Here is a 20,638-nt window from a genome sequence, read left to right as displayed (position 1 = left end):
CTTTATGATTAATTCCATGGTCAACGGTGAGGTCATATAAACGTAATGCCTTGCAAGATAACCAAGCTCTAAAAGTGTCGACATCATAATTCACGGTGTTGCCGAGCTCTACCGAAAAATGTCATTGTTTTGTCGTTCAGGTAAAAATAAGCAATTTAAATGCCAAATATATGAAACTTTTGTGTTTATTGTCTGACTCGACAGCCAAATTTGCAGTTTATTGGTGAGATTGGATGCTTACTCTCCAAAAGTGGTGCGTTTTGCTGCCATGGCATTGAGGATCTTCTCGGCATCCAGAATTTGTACCCAAGCCATCAAATCCGTTTCATGGTCGATGATGTACTGGGTCAGTTGATCTTTGACCATCTGGCGCAACTGGTCACCCTGCCAGGGTTTAGCAACATAGAAATCAAGGCTGGCATGGTTGACCGCCTCAATGGTATCTTCCAGTCCGGCCTGACCGGTCAGCAGTACCTTGCGGGTTGCGGCCGTATCCGGATTCTGGTTCATCTCGATCAAAAACTGAATCCCGGTTTGCTCGGGCATAATGTGGTCGCACAGAATCAGTGCCAGATGAATATCCTGCTGACAATAATCGTCAATAACCTGTCTTGCTTCACTGACCGACTCGGCAGCTTCCAGTACAAAATCCTGCTCGAAACAGTCAAGATCCTGTACCACGCTATCCAGCACTTCTCTTTCATCATCAACACATAAAATCATGTATTTATTCATGTTGTTCTCCTTAATACTTAATCCTGATGCGTGGTCAGCGTGACGGTATGTAGCTGTAGTATTTACTGAGTCAGAGTGTTAGCTGCAAACTCGTCGTATACCGAAAAATCACCAGGGCACCGTTAAAACTATAACGGTAGCCATAAGCTCATTGAGGTATAGGCGTTAATCTTACTGTCGACCTCAATCCAGCCCTGATGCTGCAGGGCGATTTGCTGACAGACCGATAAACCGATCCCCAGGCCAAAATTGCCTTCACGTTTGGTGGTGAAATTGAGAGCAAAAATTTTGTCCAGCAATGGTGCTGGGATGCCACAGCCATCATCGGTAATACTGACCACCACGTAGGTTTTGTCCTCTTTAACGGCCAGCCTGGTTCGTATATGAAGTGTGCCGCGCTCCGGCAGGGCGTCAATCGCATTGGCGATAAGATTAGTCCAGATCTGTTGCAAAGCGATCGGTTGACAGCGAACAAGGGGCAACTCTGCGTATTCTTTCTCTACCCGGTGCATTTTGAGCCGGTTTTCAAAGATCACCAGGGTATCTTCCAGTCCTTCATGAATATCGACCAGATGAAAGGTTTCATCGTCCGGGCGGGCATAACCCTTGAGGCTTTTGACCATATCGGCAATCCGTTGCGAGCAGACGGTAATTGAGCGTAAATTGCTCCCGGCGAGGTGGTAACTTTCCAGCTCGCTGACCAGTTGCAAGGCTTGCTCGGCATCCTGCTGTGCCAGGGTGAGTATGGCTTGGTCTTCATCCAGCCCGAGAGTGACCAGCTTTTTAGCCAGTAACCTGTGCTGGATACGCGCCTCCAGAGCCTGCGCTTTCGCGCGTACCTCCGCCGTTGAGAGCGGGTTGACCCGCAGCGCCTGGCGTAACAATTGCGCGCCGTGATGGTCGATGGGCAGATGGCGGGAGTGTTCAACAATCGATTCAATGTTACGGGCCAGCGCTTCTGCGCCGCGCAGTATGGCGGCGACGGGGTTGTTCAGCTCATGGGCGACACCAGCCACCAGTTGGCCCAGCATGGCCATTTTTTCACGCTCTATCAATTGTTGATGGGCACTTTCCAGCGACTCCAGCGTTTTTTGCAGTGTGATTTTAGTGGTGATACTGCGCTGCAACCGGCGGTTAAAATGGCGTAACAGTAAATTGGTGAACAACGGCAGCAGACGGGTGTCGGAGTGCATTACTTTGGCAAATACGCTTCTGTCGAGTTTGATCACTTCGGTCTGCGTCAGTGTGATGGCGGTTGAAAACGAGGGTTCACCGGTGACAAAAGACATGCCGCCGACAATATTGCCTTTCGGATGTCGCACCACTTCTCGCTGCTGGCCCTGGTCATCTTTTTTGTACAGCGCGACTTCGCCTGAGGTAATGAACCATAAAAAACGGTTTTCGCTGCCTTCTTCCGTCAGCAGGTGTTGGGCCGAGTAAGTACGACAGGCGCGAGTCTCGTCATTGTGTTCAAAAAACTGGTACAGGGCACCAATCACTTGCTCGGCCAGTTCCATATCTGACATCTGATGATAATCACTGATGAAGCCCTCGCGGTAACTGCGCATCTTATTGTCGATATGAGCACGCAGAATACGCGACTGGTCCAGCACACTGCTGTAAGTGAGCACGTTGTCGCTATCGTGGTCGAGCAGATAGGTGGTGAGTTCCTGTTGCACGGTTTTGCGCAGCAGGTTATCCGCCAGTGGCTCGGTCAGACAGTAATCGAGCCTGCCTTCATTGACGGCATTAACGATTGCCTGAATATCCAGGCCACTGCTGATGAGTATTTTGCGGGCGTTACGAGTGTGCGGCATCTTATCTAACTGGATAAGAAAGTCGGCACCGTCCACAGCAGAATGATGACTGGCCACCACCAGAGCTACGACCTGGTGGTGTTGCTCAACCTGCTCGAGGATCTGATGAGCTTGCTGCAAAGAAGCCGCGCTCAGCACATCAAAGCGGCTGGCGAACACGCTCAGCTCGTTACGCCAGTGTTGTACGCTGAGCGGATTGTTGTCTAAACAGAGCAGGGCATATCGGTTCACAAGACTCTCGCACGGGCTATCACTATCCATGACTTTATCAGGCTTTAGCCACCAAATTTGCGAGCCTGGTTAGAAGTCAAAAAATCCTGACACAAAGGCAACCAATTCCCTGATTTACTTCATACTTTGCTTACTCGTTTCTGACAGGCAGCTGTTACTGTTTCGTCCTTTGGGCATCTACGGTAGACTGAGCCAAACAATAAGGAATCCCGAACACATGAATACGATAAAACGCATTGGCGCAGTGGGTGGCGCGGTCGTCCTGGTACTGTGCTGGCCACTGGCAGTCGGTCAGATTGGACAAAATGTCATCACCGATGGTATTGCTCATTTCAGTAACGAACAGGTGACGGCTGAACTGGTCAGTTATGATCGCGGCTATCTTTCTTCCCATGTTGAAACCCGCTACACCATTCTTGATCCTCAGTTGAAAGCGCAACTGGCCGAACAGGGTATTCCGGCCCAATTTTTACTGGACAGTGAAATCTCCCATGGGCTGATAAGTTTAACGGCGGTGTCGGATTTTCCTGAGTATCCCGAGTTACCGCTTACCATCACCAGCACGACTAGCTTAAACGGCAATACCCGTTTTAAAGTGGAGAGTGACAACTGGCATTACCAGAATCAAGGTGAAACGCCGTTCACCATTTCTCTGACTCCGGCGGTGCTGGAGGGCAGTGCGACCCGCTTGGGTGAGCTGACTTATTCACTTTCTGTTCCATCGATTGATATGGACTTTACCAATGGTGAAAAAGCCCAGCTCAGCCATCTGCGTATTGACGGACAGGGCAAGCAAATCAAAGGTTTCTGGATCGGTAAACAGAGCCTGACTCTGGATGCGCTGACCACCACAGATATTGATGGCACGACGCCATTCAGTGCTGACAAAGCCAGTTACCAGTTCACTTCAACGTTAGATGAGGCTACTCAGCGTTTCAGCAGCCAGCATGTGGTGAATATCGGCCAGGTGGTCAATCAGGACAACATTCTGCGTGATGTGCAGCTTGATTTTACTCTGGCGGATGTTGACAGTGATTCGTTTGAGCAACTGTCGAATATTTACCAAAGCTATCCTGAAATGACCCATGAAGCGATGGGACAGGCGATGCCATATCTGGACACCTTATTTTCTAAAGGCTTTCGTTTGACGATGGACAAGCTGTCTGCATCTCTGGGCGAAGGCGAGTTTACTTCCAGCTGGAGTTTGTCTATTCCTGAAGGGACGGATAATGTGATGCAGGATCCCGGTATCGTGCTGTCCGCGCTCACCGGGCATCTGGAATCGTCCGTTTCTAATCAACTTGCGGCAGCATATCCGATGATACAGCAGGGAGCAGATGAGTTGGTTGTGATGGAAATGGCGACTCAGGATGATAAAGGTTATCAGTTAAAAGCGGATGTGAAAGACGGTAATCTGCAATTTGCCAACGGCACGAAAGTCCCGCTGATGGCATTATTTATGACTTTGATGATGCAACAAGGTTAGTAGCGAAAGGAATTTTGTGCTTATTAACGAAAAGAGGTCTTAAGACCTCTTTTCTCACTTTTTATCCAGCTAAAAAAGTGGTATTAATCACACTAATTTTCGATAGCAGGAGCAAAGAACACATGGAGCCGATCACGGACACTGTCTTTAACTTTAGTGCTGGTCCAGCAGCGTTACCCAAAGCTGTAATGCAAAAAGCACAGGCTGAATTTGTTAACTGGAACAACATGGGTGTTTCAGTGATGGAAATCAGCCACCGCAGCAAACCTTTTATCAAGGTCGCAGAGGAAGCGGAACAGGATTTGCGCGATTTACTGAATATCCCGGACAACTACAAGGTGTTGTTCTGTCAGGGTGGTGCGCGCGCGCAGTTTGCTGCTGTGCCGCAGAACCTGCTGGGTGACAAGACTAAAGCGACTTACATCGACGGTGGATACTGGGCTGCAAGCGCAGTAAAAGAAGCGGACAAATACTGTACACCGGACGTTTTCGACGCAAAAATCGTTAAAGACGGCAAAACCGGTATTCTGCCAGCGAGCGAGTGGAACATTGATTCGGACTCCGCATACGTTCACTTCTGCCCGAACGAGACTATCGACGGCATTGAAATTAACGACCTGCCTGTGACTGATAAGCCAATCGTGGCAGACATGTCTTCAACGATTCTGTCCCGTGAGATCGACGTTTCTAAATATGGCGTGATCTACGCAGGTGCGCAGAAGAACATCGGTCCGGCAGGCATCTGTATTGCCATCGTACGTGACGATCTGCTGGGTGTTGCGCAGCAAACGCTGCCAAGCATTCTGAACTACACGCTGCTGGCGGAGCAGGATTCTATGTTCAATACGCCACCAACCTACGCCTGGTACCTGTCTGGTCAGGTGTTCAAATGGCTGAAAGAGAACGGCGGTGTGGCGGCGATTGAAAAGACTAACCGTGCCAAAGCGGCGCTGCTGTACGGACAAATTGATGCTTCTCCGTTCTACCGTAACGATATCCACCCGGATAACCGTTCTCTGATGAACGTACCATTCCAACTGGCGAAACCAGAACTGGACGCCACCTTCCTGGAGCTGGCTGAAGCACGTGGTTTGACCTCTTTGAAAGGCCACCGTGCGGTTGGCGGTATGCGCGCCTCTATCTACAACGCAATGCCACTTGAAGGTGTGCAGGCGCTGGTAGACTTTATGCAAGAGTTCGAAGCGAAATACGCCTAAGCTTGTTGAACAATGGCAGCTCGGTTGTGACTGAGTTACTCTCATGCAAAACCCGGTGATTTCACCGGGTTTTTTTGTGCCTGGCATTTGCCCCGTTTGAGACCCGAGGGAATGGTTTGGCGGGCAGCCCTAGGGCGTGTCAGTCTGTGTAATGCTCTTTTGCACCCGGCACGGATGACCAAACGCCAGTGTATTCGCGGGAATATCGCGGGTGACGACACTGCCCGCGCCGATCACCGCACCGTCACCTATCGATACGCCGGGCATGATCACACAGTTGCCGCCAATCCAGACATGGCTGCCGATAGTAATCGGCTCGGCCCAGCCGATATGTTGGTCGCGGCTGGCACGGTCGAGTGGGTGATGAGCGGTATAAACCTGCACGTTCGGGCCAATAAATACGTGGTCCCCGATGGTAACCGGGGCGCAATCGAGCAGCGTGAAGTTGAAATTGATAAAGACATGGCTGCCAATCGTGGTATTGATGCCGTAATCGATATTGATCTGTTTTTCGAAATGCACATCGTCGCCAATCGCTGCAAACAGGCGCTGCAAAACCGTACGTTGCTGTTCACGGGCACTTCGGGGCAACTGGTTATATTCGGCGGCTAAATCCCGTGTGATATCGCGGGTCTCAATCAGTTCGGGATCATTAATCCAGTAGCGCTCACCGGCGCGCATTTGTTGCAGTGCACTCATCAGGACTCCTGTCTGAAGTGGTTCTGTTACTAGTTAGCCCGCCCGGCAGGGGCCTGCCGGGCATGTTCATGACTTAGACGGCATCGCCAAAATGTGGCTGACCATCCTGCCATTCAAGCACTTTAACCCGGGTGTGGCGGTTGGGATCCCAGAGCGGGTCACCCTCAATGTCGGTGTAATCGCGGGCGTGATAGACCAATAAATCGTTACCGTGCTCATCCTGAGTAAAGCTGTTGTGACCCGGTCCATACACCTTGAGTTGCCAGTTGGTGGCAAAGACCGGCTGGGTAGACTTATGCCAGCTGGCAGGGTTGAGTAAGTCACTCTCTTCATCGGCCCAGAGCAGGCCCATACAGTAGTTTTCATCTGTCGCGCTGGCCGAATAGGTCATCCAGAACTTACCGTGGCGGTGCAGTACTGAAGGTCCTTCATTGACCCAGAAGCCACGTTGTTCCCAGTCAAACTCGGGGATACTTAACCGCTGCGGCGGAGTCTTGAGTAGCAAAGGTGTTTCCAGTTCGGCGATATACAGATTGGAATTACCGCCAATGCCATTCTCTTTCTGCGCCCAGACATAGTAGTTGTGTCCGCGATGAGAAAACGCGGTTGCATCCAGGCAAAAGGTATCCATTCCGGTCTCAATTTGCCCTTCAAACACCCAGTTGTCGCTAATGGGGTTGGCGTTGCGGTTTGAAATAGCGTACATGCGGTGCTGGAACAGGCCGTCGACTATCTCCCGTGACGGCGCGGCGGCGAAGTAAACATACCAGCAGTCATCAATATAATGCAGTTCAGGCGCCCAGATCAGGTCGCTGTAAGGGCCGCTGGACGGTTTGTGCCACGCATCAATAAGTTCATTGCTGGTGGCGAGTTCGGCAATGGAACGCGCGCGGCGAATTTCAATCCGGTCATATTCAGGCACGGACGCAGTGAAATAATAGTAACCGTCACTGTGGCGGTAGATATGCGGGTCGGCCCGCTGCTCAATGATTGGATTAGTCAGGGTTTGCATAATGTGAACCTTAATGAGTGAGACCTTTCAGTGGCTTATCCGGAGTAACCGTACTGAGGATTTCATCCTGCTCGAGAATATTGGTTGCGGTCATCGAGTGGTAGAAACGGTCGGTGACTTTGTACTTGAACATTAACGCGCCCATCAAAAAGTGGAACAGACCGGGAATGACCGTCAGCATCAGGGCGATGCCGGTCAGGGTATAATCCGATTGATCCTGGTTAGGGACATAGTTGAACGTGGTCAGCAGCCAGCCGACGATGGCGCCGGCAATGCCCATACCAAATTTCTGACAGAAAGAAATTCCGCCAAAGGCGAGGCCGGAAACGCGCTGGCCGGTTTTGTAGGTGCCATAATCGACCGCTTCGGCAATCGCCGACCAGAATACCGGCGCATGCAAATCCACCACAAATGAGAGCAGGAAATAGAGCATGAACGCCAAGGCAAAATCGCCGCGCCCAACCAGCAGATAGAGCAGGGCGCTGATCAACAGTACGGCAATCTGGCTGTAGCGGAACAGCTTAATTTTACAGTAGCGTTTGGTGATCCAGGTCGAGGCGACCATGGCCAGAATTGCCGCTACCACACCAGTCGCCAGAAAGGCTGAAATCGTACCGGCATCGCCCCCCAGATAATACTTGGCGTAATAGGCGGCAACAGAGCCGCGTATCACATAACCCACCGTACCAGTGACGCACACAGCGCACAGCACCAGCCATTGGTCGTTACTGGCCAGCAATTTGACCTGCTGAGTGAAACTGCGCTGCTCCACCTTGTGCTCAATCCGTTCTTTGGTGGTCATAAAGCAGAACAGGAACAGTAGTGTGCCCATCAATCCCATCAGTCCCATCGCATATTGGTAGCCGAGCTGGATATTGTTTTGCCCCCAGAATTCGGACAGTTGCGGCACGATAATGGTGACCAGAAACGCGGCAATCTTGGCAAAAAACAGCCGGTAACCGTTGGCAGACAGGCGCTCTTTTGGATCGTCCGTTAGTACGCTAATGAGCGAGATGTAAGGAATCGTCACCGCGGTAAACATAATCGTGACCAGAATGTAGGTCGCGTAGGCGTAGATGAGTTTACTGTTGTAGTCGGCATCCGGGGTACTGAAAGCCAGATACACCGATAAACCGAACGGTACAGAAAGAAACAGCAGATAGGGCCGGTAGCGACCCCAGCGAGTATGAATTTTATCGGTCAGCATGCCCATTAACGGATCAGTGACCGCATCAATCAGGCGTACTACGATGAACAGCAGGGCGAGATCCTGGGGTTTGATCCCAAAGATATCGGTGTAGAAAAAGGTGATGATCAACATCATCGAAGAGATGACCACGTTGACGGCCATATCACCGGCACCAAATCCCACTTTTTCTAATACAGGCAGCTTATATTTATACATTGTATTTTCATCCGTTGATTTACAACTGATGAATAATGTAATGGGCATAGCGTTCTGGTACTGTTATAAGTCTCAAATATCCAGGTATGCAGCATTTTTGTACATATTTTTAGCTAATCTGGTTATGACTAAACAGGCTATTTTCTCAATGAAGTGCTATCAAAGAGTAATAGTCGTACTGTTTATAAGCATTTGTTTCTTAGTGATTAATATATTAAAAGTGCGGTTATGGCTATTTTGGCCGTCTGTAGTTACAGCAGGGAAATAAAGACAAAGAGTCTTAAAAACGCCAGATGAAATAACGTTTTATTAGGTAGAGAGAAGGCGTGAATAAACTTCTCACGGGTGAGTGAAAGACAATAATAAAGCCGCCAGGGCGGCGGCTTTCGATTACATCCCCAAACTACCACCGTTGGCGGTAGTTTGGGTTAACCAGGGATACCGGTATCAGTTAGCACGCTGCCCGCTGCGTCCCTGAGACTGGTCTTTACCCCGGGCACGCGTTGGGTTGTTACCCTGACCGCGGTTGCCGCTTGTTTTACCATTTGGGGCCTGGTTACGGCCACCTTGTTTACCGGCTCCACCTTGCTTACTTGAACCCCCTTGTTTGCCCGGGCCGCCTTGCTGTCCCTGTCCTGCGGCCTTTCCGCCTTTGCGTTGACCTTTGGGTTGGTCGCCGCGCAGTGCGTCGAAGCCTGGCTGTGACTTGGTATGCTTGGTGGCAAAGCGGTTGGCACCGTGGCGGCCTGATTTACGGCGTTGAGCCGGCGTGCTGCGGTCACTGTCTTCGGCCGGTACCAGACAACTTGGTTTGTCACCGATCAGGTGTTTTTTACCCATGTCGATCAGTGCTTCACGGATCAAAGGCCAGTTGAGCGGGTCGTGGTAACGCAGCAGAGCTTTATGCAGGCGACGCTGACGCTCACCTTTCGGTACCGTGATGTCTTCACGTTTCTTGTACTTCACTCGTTTCAGCGGGTTCACTTCTGAGTGATACATCGCGGTTGCGTTACACATCGGTGACGGGTAGAAGTTCTGTACCTGGTCACACTCAAAGTTGTTCTGTTTCAGCCACAATGCCAGGTTGAGCATATCTTCATCTTTGGTGCCCGGGTGAGCAGAAATGAAGTAGGGAATCAGGTACTGTTTCTTACCCGCTTCGGCACTGAACTTCTCGAACATCTCTTTAAAGCGGTCATAAGTACCCATGCCCGGTTTCATCATCAGATCAAGCGGTGATTTTTCAGTATGCTCCGGCGCAATCTTTAGATAACCACCGACGTGGTGCGTCACCAGCTCTTTAACGTATTCTGGTGATTCGATTGCCAGGTCATACCGTACCCCGGACGCGATCAGGATCTTCTTCACACCTTCAACTTTACGTGCTTCACGGTACAGGTCGATGGTGTGTTTGTGGTCGGTATTGAGTTTATGACAGATACCCGGGAACACACACGACGGACGGCGACAGTTTGCCTCCGCTTTTGGATCAGAACAGCCCAGACGGTACATGTTAGCCGTTGGACCACCCAAGTCGGAAATGGTGCCGGTAAAGCCCGGTACTTTGTCACGAATCTCTTTGACTTCGTTAATGATCGACTCTTGCGAACGGTTCTGGATGATTCGTCCTTCGTGCTCGGTAATCGAACAGAAAGAGCAGCCACCAAAACAGCCACGCATGATGTTGACTGAGGTCTTGATCATATCGTAAGCCGGAATTTTTGCTTTGCCATACATCGGGTGCGGAACCCGTGCGTAAGGCAGGCCAAACACAAAGTCCATCTCTTCTGTCGTCAGCGGGATAGGTGCCTGGTTAACCCACAGTTCACGGTTGCCATGGCTCTGCAGCAGGGCGCGGCCGGAATACGGGTTGGTTTCCAGATGCAGAACACGGCTGGCGTGCGCGTACAGAATACGGTCGTTTTGCAGTTTTTCGTACGATGGCAGACGCACCGCGGTGGTTTTAGCATCGTGGCGCGACGGACGAATGGTAATCGGCTTGGCTTCGACTTCTTCTTTCTTATTGGTTTCGCACTGGGTTTCAACTTCGTACGGGTTGGTCGGCACAAACGGTTTGCTTGGCTTATCAATCCGTGATGAGTCGATCACGGTGTAACCTTCCGGTGCAGCCGGCAGGTTCACGGCGGTGCCGCGCACATTGGTCATGTCAGCAATATTTTCGCCATTCGCCAGACGATGGGCGACTTCGACCAGCGCTCGCTCGGCGTTACCAAACAGCAGGATGTCGGCTTTGGCATCAAACAGCACTGAACGACGGATCTTATCTGACCAGTAGTCGTAATGCGCGACACGACGCAGGCTGGCTTCGATGCCGCCCAGTACAATAGGCACATCTTTATAGGCTTCACGACAACGCTGTGAATACACCAGAGTGGCGCGGTCCGGACGTTTGCCCCCCTCATTGTTCGGAGTATAGGCATCGTCATGACGCAGCTTTTTATCTGAGGTGTAGCGGTTGATCATCGAGTCCATGTTGCCGGCAGTGATACCGAAGAACAGGTTCGGTTTACCCAGACTGGTGAAGGCCTCTTTGTTCTGCCATTCCGGCTGAGTAATGATACCAACCCGAAAGCCCTGGGATTCCAGCAAACGGCCAATGATCGCCATACCAAAACTTGGGTGATCAACATACGCATCACCGGTCACGATGATGATGTCACAACTGTCCCAACCCAGAGCATCCATCTCTTGACGTGAGGTGGGAAGGAAAGGCGCTGTGCCAAAACATTCGGCCCAGTACTTTTTGTATTCGTTAATCTTTGGTGTATTCATATGTTTAAAACGTGCTCACTTTACGCTAAGGGCTGAGCGGCTGCATGACCATGGTTGTAATATGGCTTTGTGCCTGTGTTGTGTGGTCGCACACTCAACGCCCGAAATTCTTTCCGCGCCGATCTGTTTGTAACCCGAATGGTCTGAAACAGTCACTTACGACCACTCCTGGCCGCATACATTGCGCGTGTTGAGAGCCGAAGACATCCGCTGTCAGCTCTGTTGGCTGGCTTAGAGCAGGCTTGTTCAACCTGTGCTCAAACCGGTCTGAATGGAAATCTTCTTTCCTCAATCTTGCAATAATAGCAGGTGAAAAAAGACGCCAGACAAAATAGCGCTGGAGTGTATCACGTTCTCAGCGAAGTCGCTCTGTTTCTGTTGTTAATAAACACAACAGTTCATCTTCATTCTGGCGCATATCAACAGCAAGTGTGCCGGATATATGCCAGTAAAACGGCAGCGCAACATAGAGCAAACGCAGGCGGAAGGCCGGACTGAGTATCATGGTTCGGTCACTCATTCGATTGGCTGGACCATGGGCTGCGGGGGCCAGTGTCTCGTAGAAGTTCATCCATCGTATGGTTCGCTAATCGTTTGGAGTCCGAAGTCGTTTGCGTACTTGTGCAACTTCAAAGTGGGTAATTATTTACTTTGTGTCATGTTAAGGTCATTTGTTCGCCAAATACCCTGGTTGTGATACGGCGCTATGAATCGGATGCAACTGGTGGCCTTGAGACCGGTACCACAACTTACTTAATCAGGTTTTACCACCAAATCAAAAAGTTACCTTCTTGCTTGTTATGTTGGCTCACGGTCAGGCTTGGGTAAGTTTTAGTTATGGCGGCTTGTTTTGTAACATTCTCCGGATATGCTCCCGTTACTTAGTCAGCACGCGCTGTCTGAGTCCAGTCAATACGCTCTCTTCTTTGAGCTGTCGACGATTGTAAAGGCAAAGCCTTCGAAAGGAGGTGACGCAAAGTTTCCGGTCTAACGGATATTTTCCTAAGATAGCGGGACCGCCAGTTGTGTATCTACGATTTCTATTTGTTTCGAACCTATACGAAGGGGCTACCCGAGATAGGTAACTTGTTGCCAAAAGTTGGGAACGTTCTCGAAAGATATTTAGATGAAAAGATAAACCAAGTTGTGGTCACTATCTCTGGAAAGAAAACAGATAACAATGTTAAACAAGCAGAGGTAAATAATGAGTACAAACAGTCGAAAACCGGTCATGCCGGTGTCACATATTATGCTGGGGTTACTGCTTGCTGGAGCCGGCCAATCCGCTTTAGCAGCGCAGCTTCAACCTGGTCCTGAGCCCACAGCACACACTCAGCAAGCTTATGCACCAGATAGCGATTTTACCGCTAAGTGGACTCGTGCTGATGCTCGCCAGATTAAGCGGATGTCTGATCCTTTGGCATTATCACGTGAAAACTCCATGCCAGAAGAGTACACCATGCCACCTATTCCGCTCGATTTTCCGGATATGTCCAATGAGCAGGTTTGGGTGTGGGATTCATGGCCGTTAACGGATGAGGATGGTAACCAATATAGTATCAATGGCCAGGAGGTGATCTTTTCACTGGTGGCTGATCGTAGCTTGGGTTTTGATGATCGTCACGTCTACGCCCGCATTGGCTATTTTTACCGTCCGGCGGGCATTCCGGATGAAGATCGTCCGGCAAACGGCGGCTGGACCTATGGTGGACAGATCTTTGATGAAGGGGTGACCGGGCAAATTTTTGAGGATCAGTCTTTCAGTCATCAAACACAATGGTCCGGCTCGGCGCGTATTTTCCGCGGCGGCGAGGTAAAACTGTTTTTCACCGACGTGGCCTTTTATCGAGATGAAAATGGGAACGATATCAAACCCTACGATCCGCGTATTGCCCTGAGTGTCGGTAAAATCCATGCGAACAAAAACGGAGTGAAGTTCACCGGTTTCAAAAAGGTGACTACGCTGCTGGAAGCAGACGGTACATATTACCAGACCGCTGAACAGAACCCCTACTTTAACTTCCGTGATCCGTTTACCTTCACTGATCCGGCACATCCAGGTGAGACATTTATGGTGTTTGAAGGTAACTCAGCGATGAAACGTGGTGAAGCGAAGTGTACTGAGGAAGACCTGGGGTATCAGATTGGTGACCCGTACGCCGAAACGCCGCGCGAGGTGAATGCCTCCGGTGCCACTTATCAGATTGGTAACATAGGACTGGCACGCGCGACGAACGATGATCTGACGGAATGGGAATTCCTGCCGCCGATCCTGTCCGCCAACTGTGTGACCGACCAGACTGAGCGTCCACAAATCGTGCAAAAAGATGGTAAATATTATCTGTTTACTATCAGCCACAGTACCACTTTTGCCAATGGCATTACGGGACCGGAAGGAGTATATGGCTTTGTCGGCAACGGTATCCGCAGTGATTATCAACCCATGAACCAGGGCTCTGGCCTGGTGTTGGGTAATCCGACCAACCTGAACTTCTATCCGGGCACCCCTTACGATCCGGACTACAACCAGCCAGCTGGACATTTTCAGTCTTATTCTCACTATGTGATGCCTGATGGGTTGGTGCAGTCGTTTATTGATACGGTGGGCTTTAAAGAAAACTTCCGCCGCGGCGGTACCTTGGCACCAACGGTAAAAATACTGATCGACGGTGACAGTTCAGAAGTGGATTATACCTACGGCCTGTATGGAGATGGTCTGGGCGGTTGGGCCGATATTCCGGCCAATCGCGACGTCAATCCGAGTGGTATTCATGGCCGCCACGGCAAATAATTAGCAGCGTTCTGAATCAAGCCTTGCGGAGAGTGCCCCGCAAGGCTTTTCATCAGGTCAGTGCCACGCGATGAGTCAGGAGGGCCGGTTGGCGGGCAATCAGGATCTCACCGTAACGCACCGAATACTGCACCTCCCCCTGTTTCTGAATCACTTCTACATCATTGCTGCCTTGCAGGACAATAAAGTTGGCCGGTTTACCCACCTCAATACCGTAGCGATCTGAGATATGTAGCGCTTTGGCGCCGTTATCGGTGATTAAATCCAGCGCGGTTGCCAGGTCTTCATAGCCCATCATATGGCAGGAATGCAGCCCGGAATCGAGTACACGTAGCAGCTTACCGTTTCCGACCGGATACCAGGGATCCTGAATGGAATCTTCGCCAAAACAGATGTTCATACCGGCCGCGCGAATTTCTTTTACCCGTGTGATGCCGCGTCGTTTCGGATAGGTATCAAAGCGACCTTGTAAGTGGATGCTTTCTGTCGGACAGGAAATAAAGTTAATCTTTGATTTCTTGAGCAGGCGGAATAGCTTAGAGCAGTATGCGTTGTTGTAAGAGTGCATGGCCGTGGTGTGACTGGCGGTGACCCGTTCGCCCATATTTTTTTCCAGTGCCACGGTTGCCAACACTTCGAGGAAACGTGATGCTTCATCATCGATTTCATCACAATGCACATCAACCAGTTTGTCGTGTTTTTGCGCCAGATCCATTAACCATTCCACCGACTGCACGCCATATTCGCGCGTGAATTCAAAATGGGGAATACCACCGATAACATCCGCACCGTGTTCAAGGGCTTTTTCCATCAACTCGGTGCCGTTAGGGTAGGACAGGATTCCCTCCTGCGGAAAGGCCACGATTTGCAAATCAATAAAAGGCGCCAGCTGCGGGCGTAATTCGTTAATGGCCTTCAGAGCCACTAAATCAGGGTCCGTCACATCGACGTGCGTACGAATATGCTGAATGCCATTTTCCAGCAGCAGTTCAATGGTTTTCAGTACCCGCGACTGCACATCTTCCCGGCTCAGCATCGGCTTACGTTCCGCCCAGCGCTCAATGCCTTCAAACAGCGTTCCGCTCATGTTCCAGTTGGGTTGCCCGGCGGTCAGTACTGCGTCCAGGTGAATATGAGGTTCAACGAAAGGGGCGCACAGTAGGTTACCTGACGCATCAATCTCAGCCCGGGCGTCACTGATCATGCCTGATTGCGGTGTGATAGCGGTAAACTGGCCCTGTTCACATTCTAAGCTGTACAGTCCTTGTTTGCCTCTCAGGCTGGCGTTAATAATAATCATGGTTCCTTCCTTCAAAAGTGCAATTTGTCAGCCGATGGCTGCGTATTGGTTGCCGATGAAAACAGCAGACGTTCTGCGATCAGTGCGGATTGGATACTCAACCTTTGCTGGGCATTGTTGAGGCTCAGATCGGTTAGTTGCTCTATCTTACTTAGCCGGTTGCTGAGCGTATTACGATGAATATTGAGGTGAGCGGCGGTTTGGCGCAGCGATCCCAGGTGGTCGAGATAGCAGCTTAGCGTGTGTTTGAGTAACTGATTCTGTTTGTCTTGATCGCCATACAGTCCGCCCAAGTGTTGCTTGCAAAAGTCAGCCAGAAATTGCGGGTCCTCAAGGCGACTGAAAATTTGCGCGATGCCAAGGCTGTTATAGTGGACTACCGGATACCCCTGATGGGCGGCACTGAAATCGGCACTTTGCCGCGCTTGTAACACCGCCTGACGCAGGCTGCGCAGCGTTCTGGCTTCGCTCAGGCCAAGATGGCAATCAATCCCCTGACGGGCAAGATACTGTGCCAGTTGCTGCCACACCGTAAGAGTGTCGGGGCTGTTGGAGGTAAGTGGCAGGCACGCCAGCCAGCCCTGGTGATATTCGAGTACGGGGAGAGCGCCGCTAAAATCAGCCAGGAACTGGCTGATTAAATGCTGGCTGCGTATCAGATCGCTGGTCTGATTCGAAGCCGGGTTAATGACCGCTACAGACCAGATTCTGTGAACCTCTATGCCGTGCTCGCTGGCTTTGAGCAACGTCATGTCTGATGGCACGGCCGATTCCAGCAGGTGTTGAATCAGCCAGCGGGTCGACTTGTGTTGCAGATCGGTCATGATGATCGCATTCGACAGCAGTTCGGTGACTTTGACCATGGGCAGTGCCCATGGCTGCTCAATCACGGGAAAGCCGCACTGGTCGGAGAATGCCAAAACGTTGTGTGGTATCTCATCCAAATAAGGAGAGTGAGTCAGCAGTACCAGACCGCTGGCATTTCTCGCTTTTGCAGTCGTAATCAGCTGGATAAAATCATTGGCTTGCCAGTTCCAGTTTAAACCGGTCACGAAGATAAGCTCGCCGCCTTCGATCCAGTCTTTGATATCCGCATTTTCTGCGACGTAGGGCCAGCGGATGATATTGTGCCGGCCTTGTTGCCCGGCCCGGAGCTGCAAAGGCTCCAGACCGGGAATACACGCTAATGACTCAATGGTGACCATCTTACTGTGCACTCTGCATCGCGCGTTGTTTAGCTCCCGACAGCGACAACAAAAGGGTATAGCTTGCGGCGGAGACCAGAATGCCGACCAGCGGTGCGACCCAAGGCGAGAAATAAGCGCAGCCGGAGCCGATAGCGTAAGCCAAAAGACCTGACCAATTGTATTGTGGCAGGTTAGCGGTGGCTAAATCCGGCATTTGCGTACGGTATTTGACCCAGAAATCGGTCATGATGATGGCGCCAATCGGCGGGATAAAGGTACCGAGCAGGATCAGGAAAGGGATCAGCATATTATACATCCCCATGATCGCCATAGCGGTACCGATAGCGGCGCCAATCCAGGTGATGAGGCGACGTTTGTCGGTGCGCAGAATGTTACAGCCTGCCGCCGCAAAGTTATAAATAGTGTTGTCCTGAGTGGTCCAGATATTGGTAAACAGCATCAATACTGCAGCCAGCATGAAGCCTTGTGACACCAGAACATCGACAATGTCCGACTGCTGATAAATCGATGCGCCGAATGCGCCGACAAACACCATCAGGCCGTTACCGACAAAGAAAGCGGCCAGGGTCGTGAGCACGGCGACCTTGCCGTTTTTGGCAAAACGGCTCCAGTTGGTGGCTTGAGTGCCGCCGCTGACAAAAGTACCAAACACCAGAGTAATGGCTGCGGCCACCGGCATGCTGTCGCTTGGTTGCCTGATGATGAGTTCACCGATGCCGCCGACATCGATCAAACCTTTGTAAAAACTCAGGCCAATGAAAAACAGCATCGCCGGTACAGAAATTTTTGATAGCAGCTCGAGCGCTTTGTAGCCGATGGAAGCACTGATACAAAAGCCAAAACCAAACACAACCATCAACGGTACGGTCCAGGATTCTGGCAGCTCGAGCAACTTGACCAGAATTAAAGCGATCGTTGCTGTGCCCCATGCATACCAGCCTATCTGGGTGAAGCCGAGCACAAAATCGGACAGCTTACTGCCATTCAAGCCGAAGCTGTAGCGTCCGAGTAACACGGTATTGAGACCAGTCTTGCAGGCAATATAAGCCAGGGCCGCCGCGTAGATGCCCAGTAAAGCGTTGCCAATCAGGATGATGGCCAACATCTCATAAAAACTAAACGCGCTGCCCAGTGTACCGCCGGCCCACATAGTGGAAGTAAAAAAGGTAAAGCCGAGCAATACTGACATCATTGACCACATTCCCTTACGCTGGTCGGCGGGTACAGCACTTAACGGATAATCACTTGTCGTATTCATAACATTCATTCCTTGAATTGATGTTTAACTCCCGATTCAAAACAACATTTGTGCCAAAACCCGTAAGCAGTCCCCACTTCGGTTTGCACTGTGCGCAAGGGACACTAGTAGCACGGATAACTGTACCATTTGCACACATTGCGAGGTTGTGGCTTGGGTTGATATTTTGAGCAGAGAAGCATAATGCGTTGAATTTGCACCACCAAGGTGAAAAAGAGTCATTTTGGTGCGAGTTGGTGATGTGGCTGGGTAGGCCGAGTGCACAACATGACGCCATGAGTGGTGAGCGATGTGAGACACTATTGAGTGAATGTCAGATCAGCAATTACCGACAATAAAAAGCCGGTATTGGATTACCGGCTGGCGAGGTTATTCGGTGGCTTCGTGAATGGCTTCTTTCGTGTTTTGTACCCCGGCCTGAGTCGCTTCTTTGGTCTCATTCCAGATAGTAGAAGAGTCTTGTTTCACGCCTTTCCAGGTTTCTGCGCAGCCGCTTAGCAGCAGAGCCAGAGTGATGGCAGTCAGTGCAGTTTTCATGGCTTATTCCTTAAATTATCAATATGGAAGATAAAATAACAATAAATTGCTTAAAGAGTAATACGGGTATTACCAAATTGCGCTATGACTGTGTCAGAACTATGTCGAAGCAATGCGATGTTGCATCACGCCAGTGCTGCGCGTGATCGTTCACGGTGAGCAGTGAATGACGGCTGATGATCAAAACGCTGGCGGGTAACCATACCCCATTTCGGGTCATCGAATACATCTTCTGTAAAGTGGCCACGCGTATAGTGGTTGATCACTTTACGCCAGAAATGAATGGCGTGCTCGGCTCCTGCGACCTGTTTTATTTCCCAGCGCCCCCCCAAGTCTTCGAACAACTTGGTGATAAAACGCTGGCCGGTCTGCCGGCCACGGAAGTAGGGCACCACATAAAAGTCACACACTTCAAAATGGCCGTCTGTTTCTTCGGCAATCGCACAATGACCGGCCGGGATTCCGTTGATAAAAAGCAGATAACCGCTGACCACACCGCCTATTTCGGTGTCGAGGCCGAAACGTCCGTGCTCATCCGGTTTCTTTTGCATGATCTGCGAAAATTCTGCTTCGTAAGCCTGGGCTAAATTAAGATAAATATACTGGTTACTGCTATCAACGCTGACGATATTCATACTGGGTTGGGGTCTTTTTTACTCAGCTATCAGAGCAGAGCGAACTGTGTGAAAAGGCGTTATACATTAAACCAAATAGATAATGCAGGGTAGTCATTGTTTGATTTAACCGAGTGTTACGCAATAAAGGTGTGATGCAATGAAGATATCGTGCGCTAACGGTGTCTGCTGTGCGTACAGATAGGGTCCGGTTTTCCCATTTGAACCCGGCTGGGAGTTGCATAGAGAATTTCGATATAAATACGGGCTTATTGCTTCATTTGCAAATTTAAATATCACCAATCTAAATTTGTATACAATGTTGTTTTTAATTTCAGAATAAAGGCAACATAATATAAGCTTTGATTGATTTAACAGTTTGATTTACAAGTTATATTACTTCACAGAATTCAGGTTCCCTGATTGACACTTATATCCTTATCTATCGAAAATACCTCATTATTACCATTAATTTAATATTAAAAAGCTCAATAATAGGGATGTTATTATGTATTCACGCCTTGCCATAAAATGCTTCTGCATTTTATTTGCCTGCTCAACGATTGGTTTTTCTGTCCAGGCTAAGACCTACCGTTTATCACACAACGTTTCGAATACCACGACCTGGCAGGAAGGAGCGGAAAAGTTTAACGAGTTGCTTTCTGAAGCAACTGACGGTGATATGAAGGTGCGCATTTTTCCGAACTCGGTCCTGACCGGTGGTGATCAAATCAAGCAGGCAGAAATGCTGGGTGCAAACAAAATCGATTTTGTCCTGACTTCTGCTATTAACGTGACGCCGTTAATTCCGGAAATGGCAGTATTCTCGCTGCCTTACTTATTTGATGACTATAAAGCTGTCGATGACGCGATTAATGGCCCGGGCGGTAAAAAGATCGAACAAATCGCGCTGGATAAAAATATTATTATTCTGGCCTGGGGTGAGAATGGTTTTCGTGAGCTGACCAACAGCGTGAAAGCGGTGAAATCGCCGGACGATCTGCAAGGTATGTCAGTGCGTGTTGCCGGCCCTATGTATATTGATGTGTTTACGGATTTGGGCGCTAACCCGCAACAAATCCAGTGGGCTGAAACTTTCCCGGCTCTGCAGCAGGGGGTTGTGGATGGTCAGGAAAACCCGGTAGGCGCGATTATTGTTCCGCAGCGTTTGTATGAAATTCAGAACAACATCACCTTGTGGCACTACTCTTATGACCCGATTTTCCTGGCGGTAAGCCGCAAAGTCTGGGACAGCCTGGATGCAGAGACGCAGCAGAAAGTATCCAAGGCGGCGCAAGAAGCGATGCAATATCAAAGAGAGATTTCTCGCCAGAAAACCGCCGATGGTGTTCAGGTGCTGCGTGACAACAATATGCAGGTGATGGAGCTGACGCCGGAGCAGATCGACGCGTTCCGTCAAAAAACCAAACCTTCTTACAATAAGTGGAAAGAAAAAGTCGGTACAGATATTGTCGGCTTATTTGAGGGCTAATTAGCCTGCAGGGGCTGTTGAACCCGCGATCTGCCTGCCTGAG

The 20,638-nt window shown here is 50.2% G+C and carries 16 protein-coding genes and 1 riboswitch; of the genes, 4 read left to right on the top strand and 12 right to left on the bottom strand.

Annotated features, from left to right (window positions below):
* Positions 1-237: 237 nt before the first annotated feature.
* Complete coding sequence (locus KNV97_RS12435; RefSeq protein ID WP_136484132.1) at positions 238-735, bottom strand: response regulator; 498 nt, start codon at positions 733-735, stop codon at positions 238-240.
* Between the two features lie 128 nt (positions 736-863).
* Positions 864-2,783 carry an ATP-binding protein gene (locus KNV97_RS12430; RefSeq protein WP_218563249.1) on the bottom strand — a complete coding sequence of 640 codons (1,920 nt, stop codon included), beginning with the start codon at positions 2,781-2,783 and terminating at the stop codon, positions 864-866.
* Between the two features lie 217 nt (positions 2,784-3,000).
* Between KNV97_RS12430 and KNV97_RS12425 the strand changes: the two genes are divergently transcribed.
* Positions 3,001-4,269 (top strand): DUF945 family protein, encoded by a 1,269-nt coding sequence (locus tag KNV97_RS12425; protein WP_218563248.1) that lies wholly within the window; start codon positions 3,001-3,003, stop codon positions 4,267-4,269.
* A 122-nt stretch (positions 4,270-4,391) separates the two neighbouring features.
* Positions 4,392-5,486, top strand: a complete 1,095-nt coding sequence (gene serC / locus KNV97_RS12420; RefSeq protein ID WP_168796983.1) for a 3-phosphoserine/phosphohydroxythreonine transaminase — start codon at positions 4,392-4,394, stop codon at positions 5,484-5,486.
* Between the two features lie 129 nt (positions 5,487-5,615).
* On the opposite strand, the gene KNV97_RS12415 is transcribed toward serC, so the two are convergent.
* The 5 genes from KNV97_RS12415 to KNV97_RS12395 form a co-directional block, all read right to left on the bottom strand.
* Positions 5,616-6,185 (bottom strand): sugar O-acetyltransferase, encoded by a 570-nt coding sequence (locus tag KNV97_RS12415; protein ID WP_322972736.1) that lies wholly within the window; start codon positions 6,183-6,185, stop codon positions 5,616-5,618.
* Between the two features lie 73 nt (positions 6,186-6,258).
* Entirely contained in the window at positions 6,259-7,197 is a 939-nt protein-coding gene (locus tag KNV97_RS12410) for a glycoside hydrolase family 43 protein (RefSeq protein WP_218563247.1), read from the bottom strand.
* 10 nt (positions 7,198-7,207) lie between these two features.
* Entirely contained in the window at positions 7,208-8,602 is a 1,395-nt protein-coding gene (locus KNV97_RS12405) for an MFS transporter (RefSeq protein ID WP_218563246.1), read from the bottom strand.
* 447 nt (positions 8,603-9,049) lie between these two features.
* The gene (locus tag KNV97_RS12400; protein ID WP_218563245.1) at positions 9,050-11,395 is read right to left on the bottom strand and encodes a YgiQ family radical SAM protein; all 2,346 of its coding nucleotides are present in this window, start codon (positions 11,393-11,395) and stop codon (positions 9,050-9,052) included.
* 355 nt (positions 11,396-11,750) lie between these two features.
* Positions 11,751-11,915, bottom strand: coding sequence for a hypothetical protein (locus KNV97_RS12395; protein ID WP_218563244.1), 165 nt, complete (start codon positions 11,913-11,915; stop codon positions 11,751-11,753).
* 418 nt (positions 11,916-12,333) lie between these two features.
* Positions 12,334-12,419, top strand: a riboswitch (cyclic di-GMP riboswitch).
* A gap of 180 nt (positions 12,420-12,599) precedes the next feature.
* On the opposite strand from KNV97_RS12395, the gene KNV97_RS12390 reads away from it, so the two are divergent.
* Positions 12,600-14,186 carry a glycoside hydrolase family 68 protein gene (locus KNV97_RS12390; RefSeq protein WP_136484125.1) on the top strand — a complete coding sequence of 529 codons (1,587 nt, stop codon included), beginning with the start codon at positions 12,600-12,602 and terminating at the stop codon, positions 14,184-14,186.
* Positions 14,187-14,238: 52 nt separating this feature from the next.
* On the opposite strand, the gene codA is transcribed toward KNV97_RS12390, so the two are convergent.
* The 5 genes from codA to KNV97_RS12365 all read right to left on the bottom strand — a co-directional run bounded on the left by codA (position 14,239) and on the right by KNV97_RS12365 (position 19,124).
* Positions 14,239-15,486 carry a cytosine deaminase gene (gene codA, locus KNV97_RS12385; protein ID WP_218563243.1) on the bottom strand — a complete coding sequence of 416 codons (1,248 nt, stop codon included), beginning with the start codon at positions 15,484-15,486 and terminating at the stop codon, positions 14,239-14,241.
* A gap of 11 nt (positions 15,487-15,497) precedes the next feature.
* A complete protein-coding gene (locus tag KNV97_RS12380; RefSeq protein WP_218563242.1) occupies positions 15,498-16,691 on the bottom strand; it encodes a PucR family transcriptional regulator in 1,194 nt (397 codons plus the stop codon).
* Position 16,692: 1 nt separating this feature from the next.
* Complete coding sequence (gene codB / locus KNV97_RS12375; protein WP_218563241.1) at positions 16,693-17,952, bottom strand: cytosine permease; 1,260 nt, start codon at positions 17,950-17,952, stop codon at positions 16,693-16,695.
* A gap of 369 nt (positions 17,953-18,321) precedes the next feature.
* Positions 18,322-18,489, bottom strand: coding sequence for an entericidin EcnAB (locus tag KNV97_RS12370; RefSeq protein ID WP_206208391.1), 168 nt, complete (start codon positions 18,487-18,489; stop codon positions 18,322-18,324).
* A 125-nt stretch (positions 18,490-18,614) separates the two neighbouring features.
* Positions 18,615-19,124, bottom strand: coding sequence for a GNAT family N-acetyltransferase (locus KNV97_RS12365; RefSeq protein WP_218563240.1), 510 nt, complete (start codon positions 19,122-19,124; stop codon positions 18,615-18,617).
* Positions 19,125-19,611: 487 nt separating this feature from the next.
* Between KNV97_RS12365 and KNV97_RS12360 the strand changes: the two genes are divergently transcribed.
* Positions 19,612-20,595, top strand: a complete 984-nt coding sequence (locus KNV97_RS12360; protein WP_218563239.1) for a DctP family TRAP transporter solute-binding subunit — start codon at positions 19,612-19,614, stop codon at positions 20,593-20,595.
* Positions 20,596-20,638: the final 43 nt, after the last annotated feature.

The sequence above is a fragment of the Vibrio ostreae genome (assembly GCF_019226825.1).
Classification (GTDB): Bacteria; Pseudomonadota; Gammaproteobacteria; order Enterobacterales; family Vibrionaceae; genus Vibrio; species Vibrio ostreae.
This window is presented reverse-complemented; position numbering and strand designations above follow the sequence as displayed.

Bases quoted from the DNA above. Each gene is read 5' to 3' on its own strand.
- KNV97_RS12435 (WP_136484132.1), bottom strand. From the start codon at position 735: ATGAATAAATACATGATTTTATGTGTTGATGATGAAAGAGAAGTGCTG.
- KNV97_RS12425 (WP_218563248.1), top strand. From the start codon at position 3,001: ATGAATACGATAAAACGCATTGGCGCAGTGGGTGGCGCGGTCGTCCTG.
- serC (WP_168796983.1), top strand. From the start codon at position 4,392: ATGGAGCCGATCACGGACACTGTCTTTAACTTTAGTGCTGGTCCAGCA.
- KNV97_RS12415 (WP_322972736.1), bottom strand. From the start codon at position 6,185: ATGAGTGCACTGCAACAAATGCGCGCCGGTGAGCGCTACTGGATTAAT.
- KNV97_RS12410 (WP_218563247.1), bottom strand. From the start codon at position 7,197: ATGCAAACCCTGACTAATCCAATCATTGAGCAGCGGGCCGACCCGCAT.
- KNV97_RS12405 (WP_218563246.1), bottom strand. From the start codon at position 8,602: ATGTATAAATATAAGCTGCCTGTATTAGAAAAAGTGGGATTTGGTGCC.
- KNV97_RS12400 (WP_218563245.1), bottom strand. From the start codon at position 11,395: ATGAATACACCAAAGATTAACGAATACAAAAAGTACTGGGCCGAATGT.
- KNV97_RS12395 (WP_218563244.1), bottom strand. From the start codon at position 11,915: ATGAGTGACCGAACCATGATACTCAGTCCGGCCTTCCGCCTGCGTTTG.
- KNV97_RS12390 (WP_136484125.1), top strand. From the start codon at position 12,600: ATGAGTACAAACAGTCGAAAACCGGTCATGCCGGTGTCACATATTATG.
- codA (WP_218563243.1), bottom strand. From the start codon at position 15,486: ATGATTATTATTAACGCCAGCCTGAGAGGCAAACAAGGACTGTACAGC.
- KNV97_RS12380 (WP_218563242.1), bottom strand. From the start codon at position 16,691: ATGGTCACCATTGAGTCATTAGCGTGTATTCCCGGTCTGGAGCCTTTG.
- codB (WP_218563241.1), bottom strand. From the start codon at position 17,952: ATGAATACGACAAGTGATTATCCGTTAAGTGCTGTACCCGCCGACCAG.
- KNV97_RS12370 (WP_206208391.1), bottom strand. From the start codon at position 18,489: ATGAAAACTGCACTGACTGCCATCACTCTGGCTCTGCTGCTAAGCGGC.
- KNV97_RS12365 (WP_218563240.1), bottom strand. From the start codon at position 19,124: ATGAATATCGTCAGCGTTGATAGCAGTAACCAGTATATTTATCTTAAT.
- KNV97_RS12360 (WP_218563239.1), top strand. From the start codon at position 19,612: ATGTATTCACGCCTTGCCATAAAATGCTTCTGCATTTTATTTGCCTGC.